The sequence below is a fragment of the Pseudomonas sp. RV120224-01b genome (assembly GCF_003208145.1).
Classification (GTDB): domain Bacteria; phylum Pseudomonadota; class Gammaproteobacteria; order Pseudomonadales; family Pseudomonadaceae; genus Aquipseudomonas; species Aquipseudomonas monteilii.
Genome location: NZ_QKMQ01000004.1, coordinates 256,696 through 273,500, shown reverse-complemented (window position 1 = coordinate 273,500; position 16,805 = coordinate 256,696). Strand labels below are relative to the sequence as shown.

Genomic DNA, 16,805 nt, shown 5'->3' with positions numbered 1-16,805 from the left:
CAGGCTCATCGGGTCAGGACATAGGTGCCTGGCGCCGGGCCGAGCGGTGGATACGTGCTGTTGCCCAGTTCGGTACGGGGTGCCTTGAGCGGGCCGGAACGTGGCGTGATCCATTCCAGCCACAGGGGCCACCAGCTGCCGTCGCTGCGTTTGGCTTCGTAGAACCAGGCGCGCGGGTCGCCCGAAAGCTTGGGGTTTTCCAGGTAGTAAGCCTTGGGGTTGCCCGGCGGGTTGATGATGCTCTGGATGTGCCCGCTATTGGCCAGCACGAAGCGCCGGTCGCCACCGAGCAGCAAGGCCGAGCGATACACGGCATCCCACGGGGTGATGTGATCGTTGCTGCCGGCCACGGTGAAACTGTCCAGGTCGACCTGCTTGAGGTCGATGGGCGTGCCGCACACTTCAAGGCCTGCGGGGTGGGTCAGCGGGTTGTGCTTGAAGAAGTCCAGCAAGTCGCCGTGCAGGGCTGCCGGCAGGCGCGTGTTGTCGGCGTTCCAGTAGAGGATGTCGAACGCGGGCGGCGCCTTGCCCAGCAGGTAGTTGTTGACCCAGTAATTCCAGATCAGGTCGTTGGGGCGCATCCAGGCGAAGATCCTGGCCACCTCGCCGCCGTCCAGCACCCCCCGTTGATACGAGCGACGTTTGGCGGCCTCGACGGTCTGCTCGTCGGCGAACAGGCTGGCCGGGCTGTCGAACTTGCTGTCCAGCAGGCTGACCAGGTACGTGGCGCTACGTACCCTGCGCAGTTGGCGCTTGGCCTGCAGATGCCCCTGCAGCGCGGCCATGGTCAGCCCGCCGGCGCAGGCGCCCATCAGGTTGGGGTCGCGGTTGCCACTGATGCTGCGGCAGGCGTTGAGCGCTTCCTCCAGGGCCTGCACATACGAGGACAGCCCCCACTCGCGGTGGCGTGGGTCGGGGTTGCGCCAGCTGACCATGAACACCTGCAGGCCGTTCTTGAGCATGTACTGGACGAAGCTGTTGTGTGCCTGCAAGTCGAAGATATAGAACTTGTTGATTTGTGGCGGCACCACCAGCAAGGGCCGGGCGTGCTGCTTTTCACTCATCGGCTTGTACTGGATCAGCTCCAGCAGCTCGTTGCGAAACACCACCGCGCCAGCTGTCGCCGCCAGGTTGCCACCCACCTCGAAGGCGCGTTCGTCCACCTGGCGCGGCAGGCCGTCGTTATGGCGCAGGTCGTCGAGCAGGTGGGCCACGCCACGCACCAGGCTTTGCCCGCCGGTATTGAGCAGTTCCTTTACCGCCAGCGGGTTGAGCAGCGAGTTGCTCGGCGCCAGGGCGTCATTGATCAAGCCAAACAGAAAGTGCGCGCGGGCCCGGTCATCGTCGTCCAGGTGGCTTTCGTCGATCCATTGGCGGGTCTGCTTCTGCCAGGCCAGGTAGGCCTGCAGGCCACGGCGGTAAAACGGGTTCTGGCTCCAGGTCGGGTCGCTGAAGCGGGCGTCGCGGGGGTTGGGCTGGTAGGGCGAGTCGCCCAGCATCACGCGGCCCAGCTGGCCGCCGAGTGCCAGCAGGTGGCGCGCCGTATGCAGCGGGTTGGTCAAACCGTGGCGGCCCACCCTGCGCAGGGTCGACACCAGGTCGCGCCCGCGCAGGCCGAGTATGGCGTTCTGTACGTTCATGCTGGTGGCGGGGAGCGTTTTCGTTCCTTTGGCCGGTTTGTCTGTCATGGCAACACTCCCTCGTCTTACCCGTTTTCCGGGCAGCGACAATCAACCGCCGGAGGCGGGGCGCGGATGCATGACCGCGCGCTGACGTTCTTCCTGGAGAAACTTCATGATGATCGGTGCGACGGCCTCGGCCCGGGTAATCAGGAACAGGTGGCCATCGTCGATTATGTGTAGCTGGGCGTTGGGAATCCGCCAGGCCAGCAGGCGCATGTTGATCAGCGGAATAAGCGGGTCGTCGTCACCGGCCAGCACCAAGGTCGGCTGGTGGATCTTGTGCAGCCAGTGGATGCTCGTCCAGCCCAGGCCTGCGAACAGTTGCCAGTAGTAACCCATCTTGCCGCCGGAACGGACCTTGGACGCATGGTGCATGGCCAGGTCCGGGTCGCGACGGAAAGCGCCGCCATAGATCATCGGCGCGATGCGGATGACATGGGAGGGCTGCACGTAGCGCCTGGGGCTGGCCATCATCCACAACACTTTGGGCTTGCCCGGCACCATGACGGCGCCGGCGGCAGTGGCAGCCAGCACCAGCTTCTTGCAGCGCTCCGGGTAATCGTGGGCGAACTGCTGGGCCAGGGCGCCGCCCCAAGACACGCCGATGGCGCTGACCTGGCCGTAGTCCAGGTAATCGAGCATGCGCGCGGTCAGCTTGGCCAGCCCCGGAAAGCGATAGGGATGACGCGGTGTGGACGAACCACCCACCCCGGGCACATCGAAGGCGATGACCTCAAGGTCCGGGTCCAGCGCCTCGATGAACGGGAACACCAGCTCCAGGTTGGCGCCGATGCCGTTGAAAATCAGCAACGGTGTCAGGTGCGGCTTGCCCGGGCGGACGGCAGTGCGAATGGATTGGTCGTCCAGTTCGACGGTCCTGAAGATGTAGGGTTCCGGCATGCGTTCGACTCTTCGGTGAAAAAAGCACCGTGGCGCGCCGATGGCGGCCACGGCAAGGCCACTCAACGCTCGTGAACGTAGGTGCCCGGTGAGGCTTCGCCAGCGGCATAGGCGCGGTTGCCCAGGCGGGTCGGCGCCTTTTTAAGCTCCCCGGCACGTTCGCTCAGCCAGCTCTGCCAGTGCAGCCACCAGGAGTCGGCATGCTTGGTGGCGTTTTCCTGCCAGGCCACCGGGTCACCCGGGCGATCGGCGCCGGTCATGAAGCGTGCCTTGGGGTTGCCTGGCGGGTTGAGGATGCTCTGGATATGGCCACTGTTGGACAGCACGAACTCGATCTTGCCGCCGAACAGGTGCGCCGAGCGGTAGCACGACTGCCACGGGGTGATGTGGTCGGCGGTGCCGGCGACGCTGAAGATGTCGCACTGCACTTTCTTCAGGTCGATCGGGGTGCCGCACACTTCAAGGGCGTCCGCGCGGGTCAGCGGGTTGCTCTTGAACATTTCGATCAGGTCGCCGTGGAAGGCGGCCGGCAGGCGTGTGGTGTCGTTGTTCCAGAACAGGATGTCGAACACGGGCGGCTCGTTGCCGAGCAGGTAGTTGTTGACCCAGTAGTTCCAGATCAGGTCGTTGGGGCGCATCCAGGCGAACACCTTGGCCATGTCGCTGCCTTCCAGTACGCCGGCCTGATAGGAGTGGCGCTTGGCCGACTCCAGGGTCTGCTCGTCGACGAACAGCGCAACCTGGGTATCCATGGTGGTGTCCAGCACGCTGACCAGCAGGGTCAGGGCATTGACCTTGTTCTCACCGAGGGCGGCATAGTGGCCTACCAGTGCGGTGCAGGTGATGCCGCCGGAGCAGGCACCGAGCATGTTCAGGTCCTTGCTGCCGGTAATGGCCAGCACGGCATCGACCGCTTCCTTGAGCGCATCGATGTAAGTGGACAGGCCCCACTCGCGCTGGGCCTTGGTCGGGTTGCGCCAGCTGATGATGAAGGTTTGCTGCTGCGAGCGCAGGCAGTAGCGGGCCAGGCTCTTCTCCGGGCTCAGGTCGAACACATAGAACTTGTTGATCTGCGGCGGCACCACCAGCAGCGGGCGGGCATGCACCTGTTCGGTGATGGGGCTGTACTGGATCAGCTCCAGTACATCGTTGCGGTACACCACGGCACCTTCACTGGTGCCCAGGTTCTTGCCCACTTCGAAGGCGTCCATGTTCACCTGGCTGGGCATGCCGCCGTTGTTGACCATGTCCTTGGCCAGGTTGGACAGGCCGTCGAGCAGGCTCTTGCCACCGGTTTCGAAGAAGCGTTTGACCGCTGCCGGGTTGGACAGGGTATTGGTCGGTGCCATGGCTTCGGTCATCAGGTTGATGACGAACTGGCCGCGGCTGATGTCTTGCGGTGACAGGTCGCTGCTGCCAATCCAGTCCTGCAGCTCCTTGCGCCAGGCCAGGTAGGTTTGCAGGTAGCGGCGGTACAGCGGGTTGTTGCTCCAGGCCGGGTCATTGAAGCGACGGTCGTCGCTTTCCGGGGCCAGGCTGGATTTGCCCAGCAGCACGTTCTTCAGCTCCAGGCCAAAGTGGGCCACATGTTTGGCGCTGTGCAGCGGTTGGCGCACGGCCTGGCGCAGCACGGTACGTGCCGAGCTCAACAGGTCCTTGCGGCGAATGCCGATGACCGGGTTCAGCCCCAGGGTATTGTCCGAGGCCTGCCGCTGCAGCTCATCGTTGTTCTTGTTACTCATCTACGACGCTCCGTTGTCCTGAGACGAGTACCGGTTGCTGTGACAGGAGCACAGCCCTGAGCCCGGTACTGCTACTCGGGTGACCAGTGATAAGGAACAGCGGTGCTGCGGGGGTTCTGACTGCCTGCAAAATGATGCAGGGAACTTGCCACACCCATTGGTTACCCGACTTTCATGTAATGCGCAAGACAGCCCTTCACTGGGCTGTCTGTAAGTCATTCAAACAGATGAATTTAGAAAATGCGCTCTAAACCCTGCAGCCCTTGCGCTAGAGCATGAGTTTCACGACCGATTCGGCCGGGTCGCGGGATTTCCCGGCCTTGTGCAGTTCGTCGAGGTACTCGGCCCACAACTGTTCCTGGCGCAGGCACAGCTGTTCAAGGTATTCCCAGGTGAACAGGCCGCTGTCATGGCCGTCGTCGAAGGTCAGTTTCAGTGCATATTGGCCGGCAGGTTCCAGGCCGATGAGGCCGACGTTGATCTTGCCAAATTGCAGGATGGGGTTGCCGTGGCCCTGGACCTCGGCGGAGGGGGAGTGCACGCGCAGGAATTCGGCGGGCAGGGTGTAGGCCTCGCCGGGGGCGTAGGTGAGGGTGAGGGTTTTCGAGGCTTTGTGCAGGTTGATGGCGGTGGGCAGGCGGGCCATGGGCGGAATCTCTCGGGAGCTGATAGTGCACAGCTTCGGGAGATTCGGACCATTGTGCAAGGGGGCTGCAGGGCAGCCCCGTGCGGTCTTACAGGATGTAGCGCGACAGGTCTTCGTTCTGCGCCAGCTCACCCAGGTGGCTGTTCACATACGCCGCGTCGATCTGGATCGGCGTTTCGTCGTGGGTGCTGGCCAAGTCGCCAGCGCTGAACGACACCTCTTCAAGCAAACGCTCAAGCAGGGTGTGCAGGCGGCGGGCACCGATGTTCTCGGTTTTCTCGTTCACCTGGTAGGCAATTTCGGCCAGGCGCTTGATACCGTCCGCCTGGAACGCGATGTTCAGGCCTTCGGTTTTCAACAGGGCCTGGTACTGCTCGGTCAGCGAGGCATGCGGCTCTTGCAGGATGCGTTCGAAGTCTTCCGGGGTCAGTGCCTTCAGTTCCACGCGAATCGGCAGACGGCCTTGCAGCTCGGGCACCAGGTCGCTTGGCTTGCTCAGGTGGAATGCACCCGAGGCAATGAACAGAATGTGGTCGGTCTTGACCATGCCCAGCTTGGTGTTGACGGTGCAGCCTTCGATCAGCGGCAGCAGGTCGCGCTGTACGCCTTCACGGGACACGTCAGCGCCGCCAACGTTGCCGCGCTTGGCAACCTTGTCGATTTCGTCGATGAACACGATGCCATGCTGCTCGACCGCTTCCAGTGCCTTGGCCTTGAGCTCTTCCTCGTTGACCAGGCGGCTCGCTTCTTCATCACGCACCATCTTCAGCGCTTCTTTCACCTTCAGCTTGCGCGCCTTGCGCTTGCCTTTGCCCATGTTGGCAAACAGGCTTTGCAGCTGGTTGGTCATTTCTTCCATGCCGGGTGGCGCGGCAATTTCGACGCCCACGGCATCGGCCACTTCGATTTCGATTTCCTTGTCGTCCAGCTGGCCTTCACGCAGGCGCTTGCGGAACAGCTGGCGGGTGTTGGAGTCGGTGCTGGTCTGTGCGGCTTCCTCGGCGAAGCTGCTCACCCGTGCCTGCGGCAGCAGGGCATCGAGGATGCGGTCTTCGGCGGCATCTTCGGCGCGGTGTCGCACGCGGATGATCTCTTGCTCGCGCAGCATCTTCAGCGCCGCATCGGCCAGGTCACGGATGATCGACTCGACATCACGGCCCACGTAGCCCACTTCGGTGAACTTGGTGGCTTCCACCTTGAGGAACGGCGCGTTGGCCAGTTTGGCCAGGCGACGGGCGATTTCGGTCTTGCCGACGCCGGTAGGGCCGATCATCAGGATGTTCTTCGGGGTGACTTCGGCACGCAGCTCGGCAGGCAGCTGCATCCGGCGCCAGCGGTTGCGCAGGGCAATGGCCACGGCGCGTTTGGCGTCGTCCTGGCCGATGATGTGGCGGTTGAGTTCGTGGACGATCTCGCGGGGGGTCATGGACATGGTCAATACGGTCCTTGGGCAGATGAATCAGCGTGGAAAAGCCCCGTCACCGGGAAGGGGCGCCAGAACAGCTGAGTCAGTCGGCCAGGTCCTGCTCCTCGATGGTCAGGTTGTGGTTGGTGAACACGCAGATATCACCGGCGATGTTCAGGGCGGTTTCGGCGATTTCACGGGCCGAGAGGTCGGTCTTGTTCAGCAGGGCGCGGGCTGCGGCCTGAGCGTAGGCGCCACCGGAACCCATGGCGATCAGGCCGTCTTCGGGTTCGACCACGTCGCCGTTACCGGTGATGATCAGGGAAGCGTCCTTGTTGGCCACGGCTAGCATGGCTTCCAGGCGGCTCAGGGAACGGTCGGTACGCCATTCCTTGGCCAGCTCGACGGCGGCACGTACCAGGTGGCCCTGGTGTTTTTCCAGCTGGCCTTCAAAGCGTTCGAACAGGGTGAAGGCATCGGCGGTGGCACCGGCGAAGCCCGCAATGACCTGGCCGTGGTACAGGCGGCGCACCTTCTTGGCGTTGCCTTTCATCACGGTGTTGCCGAGGGATACCTGGCCGTCGCCACCCATGACGACTTTGCCGTTACGGCGGACAGAAACGATGGTGGTCAAGGGGAGAGTCTCCACGCAGCGGGGCGAAAGTGCCTGATGCAGACTCATATGGGGGTGGGGGGAAGGATTTCAACCGTGGGGGATGAATGGTCGCGCTTGGCAGGGGGAGCCGTGCGAGGGCATTCGCGGGCATGCCCGCTCCCACAGGGTTACCACATGCCTTGGGTTAGTGGTGATCCTGTGGGAGCGGGCGTGCCCGCGAAGAAGGTTACTCAGCCCTCGTGGCAAACATGCCCATCGACCAAGGTATAACGCACCGCACCCGGCAGGCAGTGGCCGATGAACGGGCAGTTCTCGCCGCGCGAGAACCATTGCTCGCCGGCAACGGTGGAGGCTTGCGGGTCGAACAGCACCAGGTCAGCTGCGCCACCCACCTTCAGCTCGCCAGCCGGCAGGCGCAGGGCAGCAGCCGGGCCGCTGCTCAGGCGGGCCAGCAGGGTCGGCAGGTCGAGCAGGCCGTCCTGCACCAGCGTCATGGCCAATGGCAGCAGCAACTCGACGCTGCTGATACCCGACTCGGTGGCGCCGAACGGGGCCAGCTTGGCGTCGCGTTCGTGCGGCTGGTGGTGGCTGGAAATCGCCTGGATCACACCTGACTTCACCGCCTCTCGCAGGCCGTCGCGGTCGGCGGCGGTACGCAGTGGCGGCTGCACGTGGTACAGGCTTGAGAACTCGCGCAGCGACTCATCGGTGAGGATCAGCTGGTACAGCGCCACATCGGCGGTTACCGGCAGGCCGAGGGCCTGGGCCTGGGCGATCAACCGTGCGCCACGGGCACTGGTGATCTGGGTGAAGTGCGCACGCACGCCGGTCTGTTCCACCAGCAGCAGGTTGCGCGCCAGGGCCACGGTTTCGGCGGTTTCCGGGATGCCCGGCAGGCCGAGGAAGCTGGCCATGGCCCCTTCATGGGCCAGGCCGCCCTGGGACAGGTCGCGGTCCTGGGAGTGGAACACCACGGTCAGGTCGAAGGTGGCGGCGTATTCCAGGGCGCGGGCCAGGGTACGGTTGTTGGGGATTTCCTTCAGGCCGTTGCCGAAGGCCACGCAACCGGTGTCGCGCAGGGCTACCAGCTCGGCCAGTTGTTCGCCTTCCAGGCCCTTGGTCAGGGCGCCGATCGGGTAGACCTTGCTGTTGGCGGCTTCGCGGGCGCGGTCCAGGATCAGCTCGGCCACGGCCGAGGTGTCCAGTACCGGCTTGGTTTGCGGCGGGCAGCACAGGCTGGTGACACCACCCGCCACGGCCGCGCGGGTTTCACTGGCGATGTTGCCTTTACGGCTGTAGCCCGGCTCGCGCAGGGACACGCCAAGGTCGACCAGGCCGGGCGCGGCAACCAGGCCATCGGCCTGGATCGTGCGGCTGGCGCTGAAGCCGGCCGGGGCAGCGCCGACGGCGGCAATGCGGCCGCCGTCCAGGTGCAGGTCGGTCACCTGGTCCAGGCCTGTCTTGGGGTCGATGACCCGGGCGCCGAGAATACTGAGGGTCACTGGGCGTTCTCCTGGTCGAATTGACGTTGCGCGTTCTGCCCGCTCATGGCCATGGACAGCACGGCCATGCGCACGGCGATGCCGTAGGTGACCTGGTTGAGGATCACCGAGTGCTTGCCGTCGGCCACCGCCGACTCGATTTCCACGCCCCGGTTGATCGGGCCCGGGTGCATGACGATGGCGTCGGGCTTGGCCCCGGCCAGGCGGGCGGTGGTCAGGCCGAACAGGCGGTAGAACTCGCCCTCGCTGGGTAGCAGGCCACCCGCCATACGCTCGCGTTGCAGGCGCAGCATGATCACCACATCGACGTCTTTCAGGCCTTCGGCGAGGTCGGTGTACACCTTCACGCCGTACTGCTCGATGCCGATCGGAATCAGGGTTTTCGGGCCGATCACGCGGATGTCCGGGCAACCCAGCGCCTTGAGCGCCAGCATGTCGGAGCGGGCCACGCGTGAGTGCAGGATGTCGCCGACGATGGCCACCGAGAGGTTTTCGAAGCTGCCCTTGTGGCGGCGGATGGTGAGCATGTCTAGCATGCCCTGGGTCGGGTGCGCGTGGCGGCCATCACCGCCGTTGATCACGGCAACGTCCGGGCACACGTGCTCGGCGATGAAGTGTGCGGCACCGGAGTCGGAGTGGCGCACGACGAACATGTCGGCGGCCATGGCTTCGAGGTTGCGCAGGGTGTCGAACAGCGTCTCGCCCTTGCTGGTCGAGGAGGTCGACACGTTCAGGCTGATCACGTCGGCCGACAGGCGCTGGGCCGCCAGCTCGAAGGTGGTACGGGTACGGGTGGAGTTCTCGAAGAACACGTTGCACACGGTCTTGCCGCGCAACAACGGGACTTTTTTCACGGCCCGGGCACCAACTTCCAGGAAGGAGTCGGCGGTGTCGAGGATTTCGGTGAGCAGTTCGCGGGGCAAACCGTCCAGCGAGAGGAAGTGGCGCAGCTGGCCCTGATCATTGAGCTGCAGCGGGCGCTTGGCGTCGAATGGCGTCATCGCAGGGGACTCTTAAAGGGCGGAAGCGGAGGCGAGGTCCTGGCGCTCGAGGGCGAGCGGTGCGGGTCCGGTCAATTTTACCCGTTCATGGGCGGCCAGCGACAGGGTGACACCCAGCACATTCGGACGGATCGGCAGTTCTCCGGCATCCAGGTCCAGCAGGCAGACCAGGGTGACGCTGGCCGGGCGGCCATAATCGAACAGTTCGTTGAGTGCGGCGCGCACGGTACGACCGCTCATCAGCACGTCATCCACCAGCACCAGGTGCTGGCCTTCCACTTCGAACGGCAGCTCGGACGGACGCACTTGCGGGTGCAGGCCGTTCTGGCTGAAGTCGTCGCGGTAGAACGAAACGTCCAGGGTGCCCATGGGGCTGGTATCACCCATGGCTTCCTGCAGGGCCTGGGCAACCCAGACACCGCCGGTGCGGATGCCGATGTAACGTGGCTCGCTGATGTTGCGGCGGGCCAGGTGGGCGCGAAGGTCGACAGCCATCTGCCGGATCAGCTCGGCGGGATTGGGTAGGCTCATTGCGGGCTCCTCGGAAGGGTGCGCCGGGCGGGCCCGGCGGCAAAGATGATCAGGTATTGGCCTCCAGCCAGCCTTGTAGCAACAGGGCGGCGGCGATGGCATCGACCGGGTTGTCGCGGTAGCTGCCGCGCTGGCCACCACGGGCCATGCGCTCGCCTTTGGCCTCGAAGGTGGTCAGGCGCTCGTCGTGGGTGTGCACGGGCAGGTTGAAGCGGCCATTCAGGCGTCGGGCGAACTTTTCGGCGCGGGCGCTCATTTCGCTGGGCGTGCCGTCCATGTTCAGCGGCAGGCCGACGACGATGGCGTCGGGTTTCCACTCATTGATGAGCTTTTCCACCTGAGCCCAGTCCGGTACGCCGTTTTGCGCCTTCAGGGTGCACAGTTCGCGGGCCTGGCCGGTGACCACCTGGCCAACGGCCACGCCGATCTGTTTGCTGCCATAGTCGAAGCCCAGCAGCAGTCGTAGTTCGGCCATCAGGCGTGGCCCGCCTGGCTGGTCAGCAGGTTCAGGTTGATCCCCAGGCTGGCGGCGGCGGCGTCCAGGCGCAGGTCGCTGGCCAGGCCAAAGATGATTTCCGGGTCGAACGGGCAGTTGAGCCAGGCGTTGTCGGCCAGCTCGGCTTCCAGCTGGCCGGCTTCCCAGCCGGCGTAACCGAGGGTGATCAGGCTTTGTTTCGGGCCTACCCCGGCAGCGATGGCCAGCAAGATGTCCTGCGACGTGGTCAGCGCCAGCCCTTCCAGCGCCACGGTGGCCTGGAAGCTGCACTCGCTGCTGTGCAACACGAAGCCGCGGTCGGTCTGCACCGGGCCACCCTGGTAGATCGGCACCTGCAAGGTGCTGGCCGGTGGTGTTTCATCCGGGCGCAGCTGCTCGAGGATGTCGGCCAGGCTCAGCTCCTGCGGCCGGTTGACCACCAGCCCCATGGCGCCATGCTCGTTGTGCTCGACGATGTACGTGAGGGTCTGGGCGAAGTTCGGATCGGCCATGTGCGGCATGGCGATCAGGAACTGGTGCTTGAGGTAGCTCGGGGCGAGGGTTTTCATGGGGGATAGTGTGGCGCCAGGTGGCGAGGCTGACAAGGTGCGGATTTGTGTCGTTTGTGCTGGCCTCTTCGCGGGCAAGCCCGCTCCCACAGGTACCCCTCAGGACTTGGAGTCGATGAAGATCCTGTGGGAGCGGGCTTGCCCGCGAAAGGGCCGGTACTGCCAATAAATCAGTTACTGGACAAACGGTCCCCACGCGCAAACCGCCAGGTCCGAATGATCTCCAGCCGGTCAAACTCGGCCAGATCCCCGGTAAACGGCGCAAATGGCGCCGCCAGCCGCACGATGCGCTGTGCCGCCTGGTCCAGCACCGGCTGCCCCGACGATTCCAGCACCAGCACCTCATACAACGAACCATCGCGGTTGATCGACACCATCATCCGCAAATTGCCGTAAATCTGTTGCCGGCGCGCTTCGTCGGGGTAGTTCAGGTTGCCCACCCGCTCGACCTTCTTGCGCCACTCTTCCTTGTACCAGGCGCCCTTGTCGCGCATGGTCGATGCAGCATTCAGGCGGTGAATCTTCGGCCGCTTGGCGTACATCTGCTGTTCGTTGGAAAGCTCCGCTTCCAGGCTGGCGATCTGGCTGGACAGCTGCGAGCTGTCAAAGTCTGGCGCTGGCGCCGTCGGCTTGGGCTGTGGCTTGCTTTCCTTGGGTTTGGGCTCAACCTTCTGCGGCTTGGGCGCCGTGGTCACCACCGCCGACTTTTGCGGGGTAGGGGGCGGCACCACCTCGGGCTTGGCGGCAGGCGGTGGGGTAATCTTGTTGATCTTGCTGTCCTGGAACGGCGCCAGCTCGGTGGTTGTGGGTACCGCTTTCTTGTCCAGGGTGCCGCTGCCCTGCTGGTTGTCCTGGGCCTGGAAATCGGCCTTCTCGGGCGGTTTCTCGCTCTTGAAGGTGGCCAGGGTGATGTCCATGGTGTGGCGGATTTCGGCCGGCTTGACCACGCTGAAGCCGACGCCAAGGATCAGCGCCAGGTGCACCAGGGCAGCCAGGAACAGGGTAAAGCCTAACCGGTCCACCGGGCGAACACGGGGAGGCAGCAGGGTGGCGGGGATGTCAGCGGGCAGCGTCATCAGGTATCCAGCAACCGCAGGGCGGGGCAGCAGCTCAGTCGAATAGGACCGGCATCATACCCCACTCTACGGTTTTGCTTCGCGTTGGCTGTCAGCGCGCCTTCAGCTTGCGATCAATGGCATCCATCAACTTGCCACCGATATCGGTGTTGTAGGCGGCATCGATCTCGCGGATGCAGGTAGGGCTGGTGACGTTGATTTCCGTGAGGTAGTCGCCGATCACGTCCAGGCCCACGAACAACAGGCCTTTTTCGCGCAGGGTCGGGCCGACCTGGGCGGCAATCCAGCGGTCGCGGTCGGTCAACGGGCGGGCCTCGCCACGGCCGCCGGCGGCCAGGTTGCCACGGGTTTCGCCACTGGCCGGGATGCGCGCCAGGCAGTAGTCCACCGGCTCGCCATCGATCATCAGGATGCGCTTGTCGCCGTCCTTGATGGCCGGCAGGTAGGCCTGAGCCATGATCTGCTGGGTGCCCAGCGCGGTCAGGGTTTCCAGGATCACCGACAGGTTGGGGTCGCCAGCCCGGTGACGGAAGATCGACGTACCGCCCATGCCGTCCAGCGGCTTGAGGATCACATCGGCATGCTTGGCCGCGAATTCACGAATGATGTCCGGGCGGCGGCTGACCAGGGTCGGCGTGGTGCACTGCGGGAACAGCGTGGCGAACATCTTCTCATTGCAGTCGCGCAGGCTCTGCGGGCGGTTGACCACCAGCACGCCATCATTTTCGGCCTGTTCCAGCAGGTAGGTGCTGTAGACGAATTCCATGTCGAACGGCGGGTCCTTGCGCATCAGGATCACGTCCAGTTCGGCCAGGGGGCTGTCCTGCTCTTCGCCCAGTTCGAACCAGTGTGCCGGGTCGGCAAACACCTTCAGCGGGCGCATGCGAGCGCGGGCCTTGCTTTCGCCCTGGTACAGGTCTTGCTGTTCCATGTAGAACAGGCTCCAGCCGCGTGCCTGGGCGGCCAGCAGCATGGCCAGCGAGCTGTCCTTCTTGTAGGAGATGGACGCGATGGGGTCCATGACAATGCCGAGGCGTACGCTCATGGGGTGGTTCCTCTTGGCGGCAGGTGCCGCGATGGCTCGAAAGAAAAGTGGCTCAGGGTGGCGCCGCAAACGCCGCCGGTCAAGGGGCGGCGCAGATGGAATGGCCACCCGGAGTGTGCTAAAAATGCAGCTAATTTCCATTGGTAGGCGTCTATGGAACAACCCCTGAAGGTGATGGTGATCGACGATTCCCGCACGATCCGCCGCACCGCACAGATGTTGCTCGGTGAAGCGGGCTGCGAGGTAATCACCGCCAGCGATGGCTTCGATGCCCTGGCCAAGATCGTCGACCACCAGCCCGGCATCATCTTCGTCGATGTGCTGATGCCGCGCCTGGACGGCTACCAGACCTGCGCCGTGATCAAGCACAACAGTGCTTTCAAGGACACGCCGGTCATCCTGCTGTCGTCGCGCGACGGCCTGTTCGACAAAGCCCGCGGCCGGGTGGTCGGTTCTGATCAGTTTCTGACCAAACCGTTCAGCAAAGAAGAACTGCTCGATGCGATCCGCGCCCACGTGCCCGGTTTTGCCGCAACCCAACAACCCGCACCCTGACCGTGCCCCGCCATGGCATGGTCTTACTTTCCTGATGGGGAAACAGCATGGCCCGAGTTCTGATTGTCGACGACTCGCCGACAGAGATGTACCGCTTGACCGAGTGGCTGGAAAAGCACGGCTACCAGGTGCTCAAGGCCAGCAACGGTGCCGATGGCGTGGCCCTGGCCCGGCAGGACAAGCCCGACGCGGTGCTGATGGACATCGTCATGCCCGGCATGAACGGCTTTCAGGCCACCCGCCAGCTCAGCAAGGACCCGGAAACCGCCGCCATCCCCGTGATCGTGGTCACCACCAAGGACCAGGAAACCGACCGCATCTGGGCCACGCGCCAGGGCGCCCGTGACTTCCTGACCAAACCGGTGGAAGAAGACGCGCTGATCGCCAAGCTCAAAGAAGTGCTGGGGGCTTGACCACCCGCCCGCAAGGCGCGTCGCTGACCGCCTTCGAGTTGTTGCTGGACATCGACCGGCGCTGCCGCCTGCTGGTCGCCGACCAGCCCCCGCAGGACAACCGCCTGCAACAGTGGAGCGGTATCGGCTTTCGCATTGCCGGGCAGTGGTTCGTCGCGCCCATGGGGGAGGTGGCCGAGGTACTGCGCGAACCGCGCAGCAGCCGCGTCCCGGGTGTGCAACCGTGGGTGTGCGGGGTGGCCAACCTGCGTGGCCGGCTTTTGCCGGTCATGGACCTGAGCAGCTTCTTCGGCCTGGGCCACGCCGCGCCTGGCAAGCAGCGGCGGGTGCTGGTGCTGGACCACGACGACCTGTTCGTCGGTTTGCTGGTGGACGAGGTGCTTGGCCTGCAACACTTCGCCCTCGACAGCCTGCAACTGTCGCCGCCGCAGCCATTGATCCGCGCCGCTGCACGCTTCGTGCAGGGGCACTTCCCGCGTGAACGCAACTGGGCAATCTTCAGCCCCTTCGCCCTGGCCCAGGCGCCGGGCTTTCTTGATGTGGCGTTATAGGACCTGCGAACGTGAACAAGCCTGCCGCCCCCGTCACAGCCACCACTGTGACCCCACGTACCCGCAGCATCGCGCAGATCACCGTGCTGTTTCTGATCCTGATCCTGTCGATCATCCTGCTGTTCGCCAACTTTGCCTACCTGAACACCCAGTCCAACTACGACAAGCAGTACATCGGCCATGCCGGCGAGCTGCGGGTGCTGTCTCAGCGCATTGCCAAGAACGCCACCGAAGCCGCCGCCGGCAAGGCCCTGGCCTTCAAGCTGCTGTCGGATGCACGCAACGACTTCGAGCGGCGCTGGGGCTACCTGCGCCAGGGTGACAAGTCCACCGGGTTGCCAGCTGCGCCGCCTACGGTGCGAGACGAGATGGAGGCGGTACGCCGCGACTGGGAAAACCTGCGCAAGAACACCGACACCATCCTGGCCAGTGAGCAGACCGTGCTGTCGCTACACCAGGTGGCGGCCACGCTGGCCGAAACCGTGCCGCAGTTGCAGGTGGAATACGAAAAAGTGGTCGAGATCCTGCTGCAAAGCGGCGCTCCGGCCAACCAGGTGGTGGTGGCGCAGCGCCAGCTGTTGCTGGCCGAGCGCATCCTCGGTTCGGTCAACACCGTGCTGGCGGGTGACGATACCGCCGCTCAGGCGGCGGATGCCTTTGGCCGCGATGCCGGGCGCTTTGGCCAGGTGCTGGAGGGGATGCTCAGCGGTAACGCGGCCATCCAGGTAACCCGTGTCGAGGACGCCGACGCCCGTGCGCGGCTGGCCGAAATCGCCGAACTGTTCCAGTTCGTCGCGGGCTCGGTCGACGAAATTCTCGAAACCTCGCCCGAACTGTTCCGCGTGCGTGAGGCCGCGGGCAACATCTTCAGCCTGTCGCAAACCCTGCTGGACGAGGCGTCACACCTGGCCAACGGTTTCGAGAACCTGGCCGGCGGACGTACCCTCGATACCGTTGGCGGCTATGCCCTGGGCCTGCTGGCGCTGGCCTCGATCATCCTCATCGGCCTGGTCATGGTGCGCACCACCAACCGCCAGCTGCGCGAAACGGCAGAAAAGAACGAACGCAACCAGCAGGCAATCATGCGTCTGCTGGATGAAATCGAAGAGCTGGCCGACGGCGACCTGACCGTGACCGTATCGGTGACCGAAGACTTCACCGGCGCCATTGCCGATTCGATCAACTATTCCGTGGACCAGCTGCGCGACCTGGTCGCCACCATCAACCACAGCGCCGTGCAGGTTGCCGCTGCCGTACAGGACACCCAGAACACCGCCCGCCAGCTGGCCAAGGCTTCCGAGCACCAGGCCGAGCAGATCAGCGAGGCCTCCGAGGCGGTCGGCGACATGGTCGAGTCGATCGACCGGGTTTCGGCGCATGCCTACGAGTCGGCCAAGGTGGCCGAGCGCTCGGTGGCCATTGCCAACAAGGGCAACGAGGTGGTGCATAACACCATCAACGGCATGGACAACATTCGCGAGCAGATCCAGGACACCGCCAAGCGGATCAAACGCCTGGGCGAGTCTTCCCAGGAAATCGGCGACATCGTCAGCCTGATCGACGACATTGCCGACCAGACCAACATCCTTGCACTCAACGCGGCCATCCAGGCCTCGCTGGCCGGCGAGGCTGGCCGTGGTTTTGCCGTGGTTGCCGACGAAGTGCAGCGCCTGGCAGAGCGCTCGTCGTCGGCCACCCGGCAGATCGAGGCGCTGGTGCGTACCATTCAGGCCGACACCAACGAGGCAGTCATCTCCATGGAGCAGACCACCGCCGAAGTGGTGCGTGGCGCTCGCCTGGCGCAGGATGCCGGGGTGGCGCTGGCCGAGATCGAAGGGGTGTCGCAGAACCTGGCCGATCTTATCCACAGCATCTCTGACGCTGCCCAGTTGCAGACCTCGTCGGCCGGGCAGATTTCCCACACCATGGCGGTGATCCAGCAGATTACCGCGCAAACCTCCGCCGGCTCCGGTGCCACCGCCGACAGCATCCGCCACTTGGCCCGCATGGCCAGCGAGATGCGCCGTTCGGTGTCCGGTTTCACCCTGCCGCCACCTGCGCAAAGCCCCACCGATGCGCCGCGCTGAGGAGTGCCC

The 16,805-nt window shown here is 64.5% G+C and carries 17 protein-coding genes; 4 read left to right on the top strand and 13 right to left on the bottom strand.

The window, feature by feature from the left end; genetic code table 11:
* Positions 1-5: 5 nt before the first annotated feature.
* The 13 genes from phaC (N436_RS09590) to gshB all read right to left on the bottom strand — a co-directional run bounded on the left by phaC (N436_RS09590) (position 6) and on the right by gshB (position 13,190).
* On the bottom strand, positions 6-1,688 hold the full coding sequence (gene phaC / locus N436_RS09590; RefSeq protein WP_105946386.1) for a class II poly(R)-hydroxyalkanoic acid synthase: 1,683 nt from the start codon (positions 1,686-1,688) through the stop codon (positions 6-8).
* Positions 1,689-1,730: 42 nt separating this feature from the next.
* Positions 1,731-2,582, bottom strand: coding sequence for a poly(3-hydroxyalkanoate) depolymerase (gene phaZ, locus N436_RS09585; protein ID WP_105946385.1), 852 nt, complete (start codon positions 2,580-2,582; stop codon positions 1,731-1,733).
* A gap of 62 nt (positions 2,583-2,644) precedes the next feature.
* Complete coding sequence (phaC, locus tag N436_RS09580) at positions 2,645-4,324, bottom strand: class II poly(R)-hydroxyalkanoic acid synthase (RefSeq protein WP_110740871.1); 1,680 nt, start codon at positions 4,322-4,324, stop codon at positions 2,645-2,647.
* A gap of 268 nt (positions 4,325-4,592) precedes the next feature.
* Entirely contained in the window at positions 4,593-4,970 is a 378-nt protein-coding gene (locus N436_RS09575) for a gamma-butyrobetaine hydroxylase-like domain-containing protein (protein WP_105946383.1), read from the bottom strand.
* Positions 4,971-5,058: 88 nt separating this feature from the next.
* Complete coding sequence (hslU, locus tag N436_RS09570; RefSeq protein WP_060500589.1) at positions 5,059-6,402, bottom strand: ATP-dependent protease ATPase subunit HslU; 1,344 nt, start codon at positions 6,400-6,402, stop codon at positions 5,059-5,061.
* A gap of 76 nt (positions 6,403-6,478) precedes the next feature.
* Positions 6,479-7,009: an ATP-dependent protease subunit HslV gene (gene hslV / locus N436_RS09565; protein ID WP_003249309.1), complete on the bottom strand. Its 531-nt coding sequence runs from the start codon at positions 7,007-7,009 to the stop codon at positions 6,479-6,481.
* A gap of 212 nt (positions 7,010-7,221) precedes the next feature.
* On the bottom strand, positions 7,222-8,493 hold the full coding sequence (locus N436_RS09560; protein WP_110740870.1) for a dihydroorotase: 1,272 nt from the start codon (positions 8,491-8,493) through the stop codon (positions 7,222-7,224).
* Positions 8,490-9,494, bottom strand: coding sequence for an aspartate carbamoyltransferase catalytic subunit (locus N436_RS09555; protein WP_011536054.1), 1,005 nt, complete (start codon positions 9,492-9,494; stop codon positions 8,490-8,492). Before N436_RS09555 ends, N436_RS09560 begins: the two co-directional genes overlap by 4 nt.
* A gap of 12 nt (positions 9,495-9,506) precedes the next feature.
* Positions 9,507-10,025: a bifunctional pyr operon transcriptional regulator/uracil phosphoribosyltransferase PyrR gene (gene pyrR, locus N436_RS09550; RefSeq protein ID WP_110740869.1), complete on the bottom strand. Its 519-nt coding sequence runs from the start codon at positions 10,023-10,025 to the stop codon at positions 9,507-9,509.
* 49 nt (positions 10,026-10,074) lie between these two features.
* Positions 10,075-10,500, bottom strand: coding sequence for a Holliday junction resolvase RuvX (gene ruvX / locus N436_RS09545; RefSeq protein WP_012312410.1), 426 nt, complete (start codon positions 10,498-10,500; stop codon positions 10,075-10,077).
* Positions 10,500-11,069: a YqgE/AlgH family protein gene (locus N436_RS09540; RefSeq protein WP_016712417.1), complete on the bottom strand. Its 570-nt coding sequence runs from the start codon at positions 11,067-11,069 to the stop codon at positions 10,500-10,502. The genes ruvX and N436_RS09540 overlap by 1 nt, the downstream gene beginning before the upstream one ends.
* 170 nt (positions 11,070-11,239) lie before the next feature.
* Positions 11,240-12,145 carry an energy transducer TonB gene (locus N436_RS09535; protein WP_105946380.1) on the bottom strand — a complete coding sequence of 302 codons (906 nt, stop codon included), beginning with the start codon at positions 12,143-12,145 and terminating at the stop codon, positions 11,240-11,242.
* A gap of 91 nt (positions 12,146-12,236) precedes the next feature.
* A complete protein-coding gene (gene gshB, locus N436_RS09530) occupies positions 12,237-13,190 on the bottom strand; it encodes a glutathione synthase (RefSeq protein ID WP_060501049.1) in 954 nt (317 codons plus the stop codon).
* Positions 13,191-13,343: 153 nt separating this feature from the next.
* Here gshB and N436_RS09525 point away from each other — a divergent pair, with 153 nt between their 5' ends.
* From N436_RS09525 to N436_RS09510, 4 genes are read left to right on the top strand one after another with little or no spacing between them, the layout of a single operon-like run.
* A complete protein-coding gene (locus N436_RS09525; RefSeq protein ID WP_060501047.1) occupies positions 13,344-13,745 on the top strand; it encodes a PleD family two-component system response regulator in 402 nt (133 codons plus the stop codon).
* A gap of 47 nt (positions 13,746-13,792) precedes the next feature.
* On the top strand, positions 13,793-14,158 hold the full coding sequence (pilH, locus tag N436_RS09520; RefSeq protein WP_016712413.1) for a twitching motility response regulator PilH: 366 nt from the start codon (positions 13,793-13,795) through the stop codon (positions 14,156-14,158).
* Positions 14,155-14,709: a chemotaxis protein CheW gene (locus tag N436_RS09515; RefSeq protein WP_012274550.1), complete on the top strand. Its 555-nt coding sequence runs from the start codon at positions 14,155-14,157 to the stop codon at positions 14,707-14,709. Before pilH ends, N436_RS09515 begins: the two co-directional genes overlap by 4 nt.
* 47 nt (positions 14,710-14,756) lie before the next feature.
* Positions 14,757-16,796: a methyl-accepting chemotaxis protein gene (locus N436_RS09510; RefSeq protein ID WP_232888512.1), complete on the top strand. Its 2,040-nt coding sequence runs from the start codon at positions 14,757-14,759 to the stop codon at positions 16,794-16,796.
* Positions 16,797-16,805: the final 9 nt, after the last annotated feature.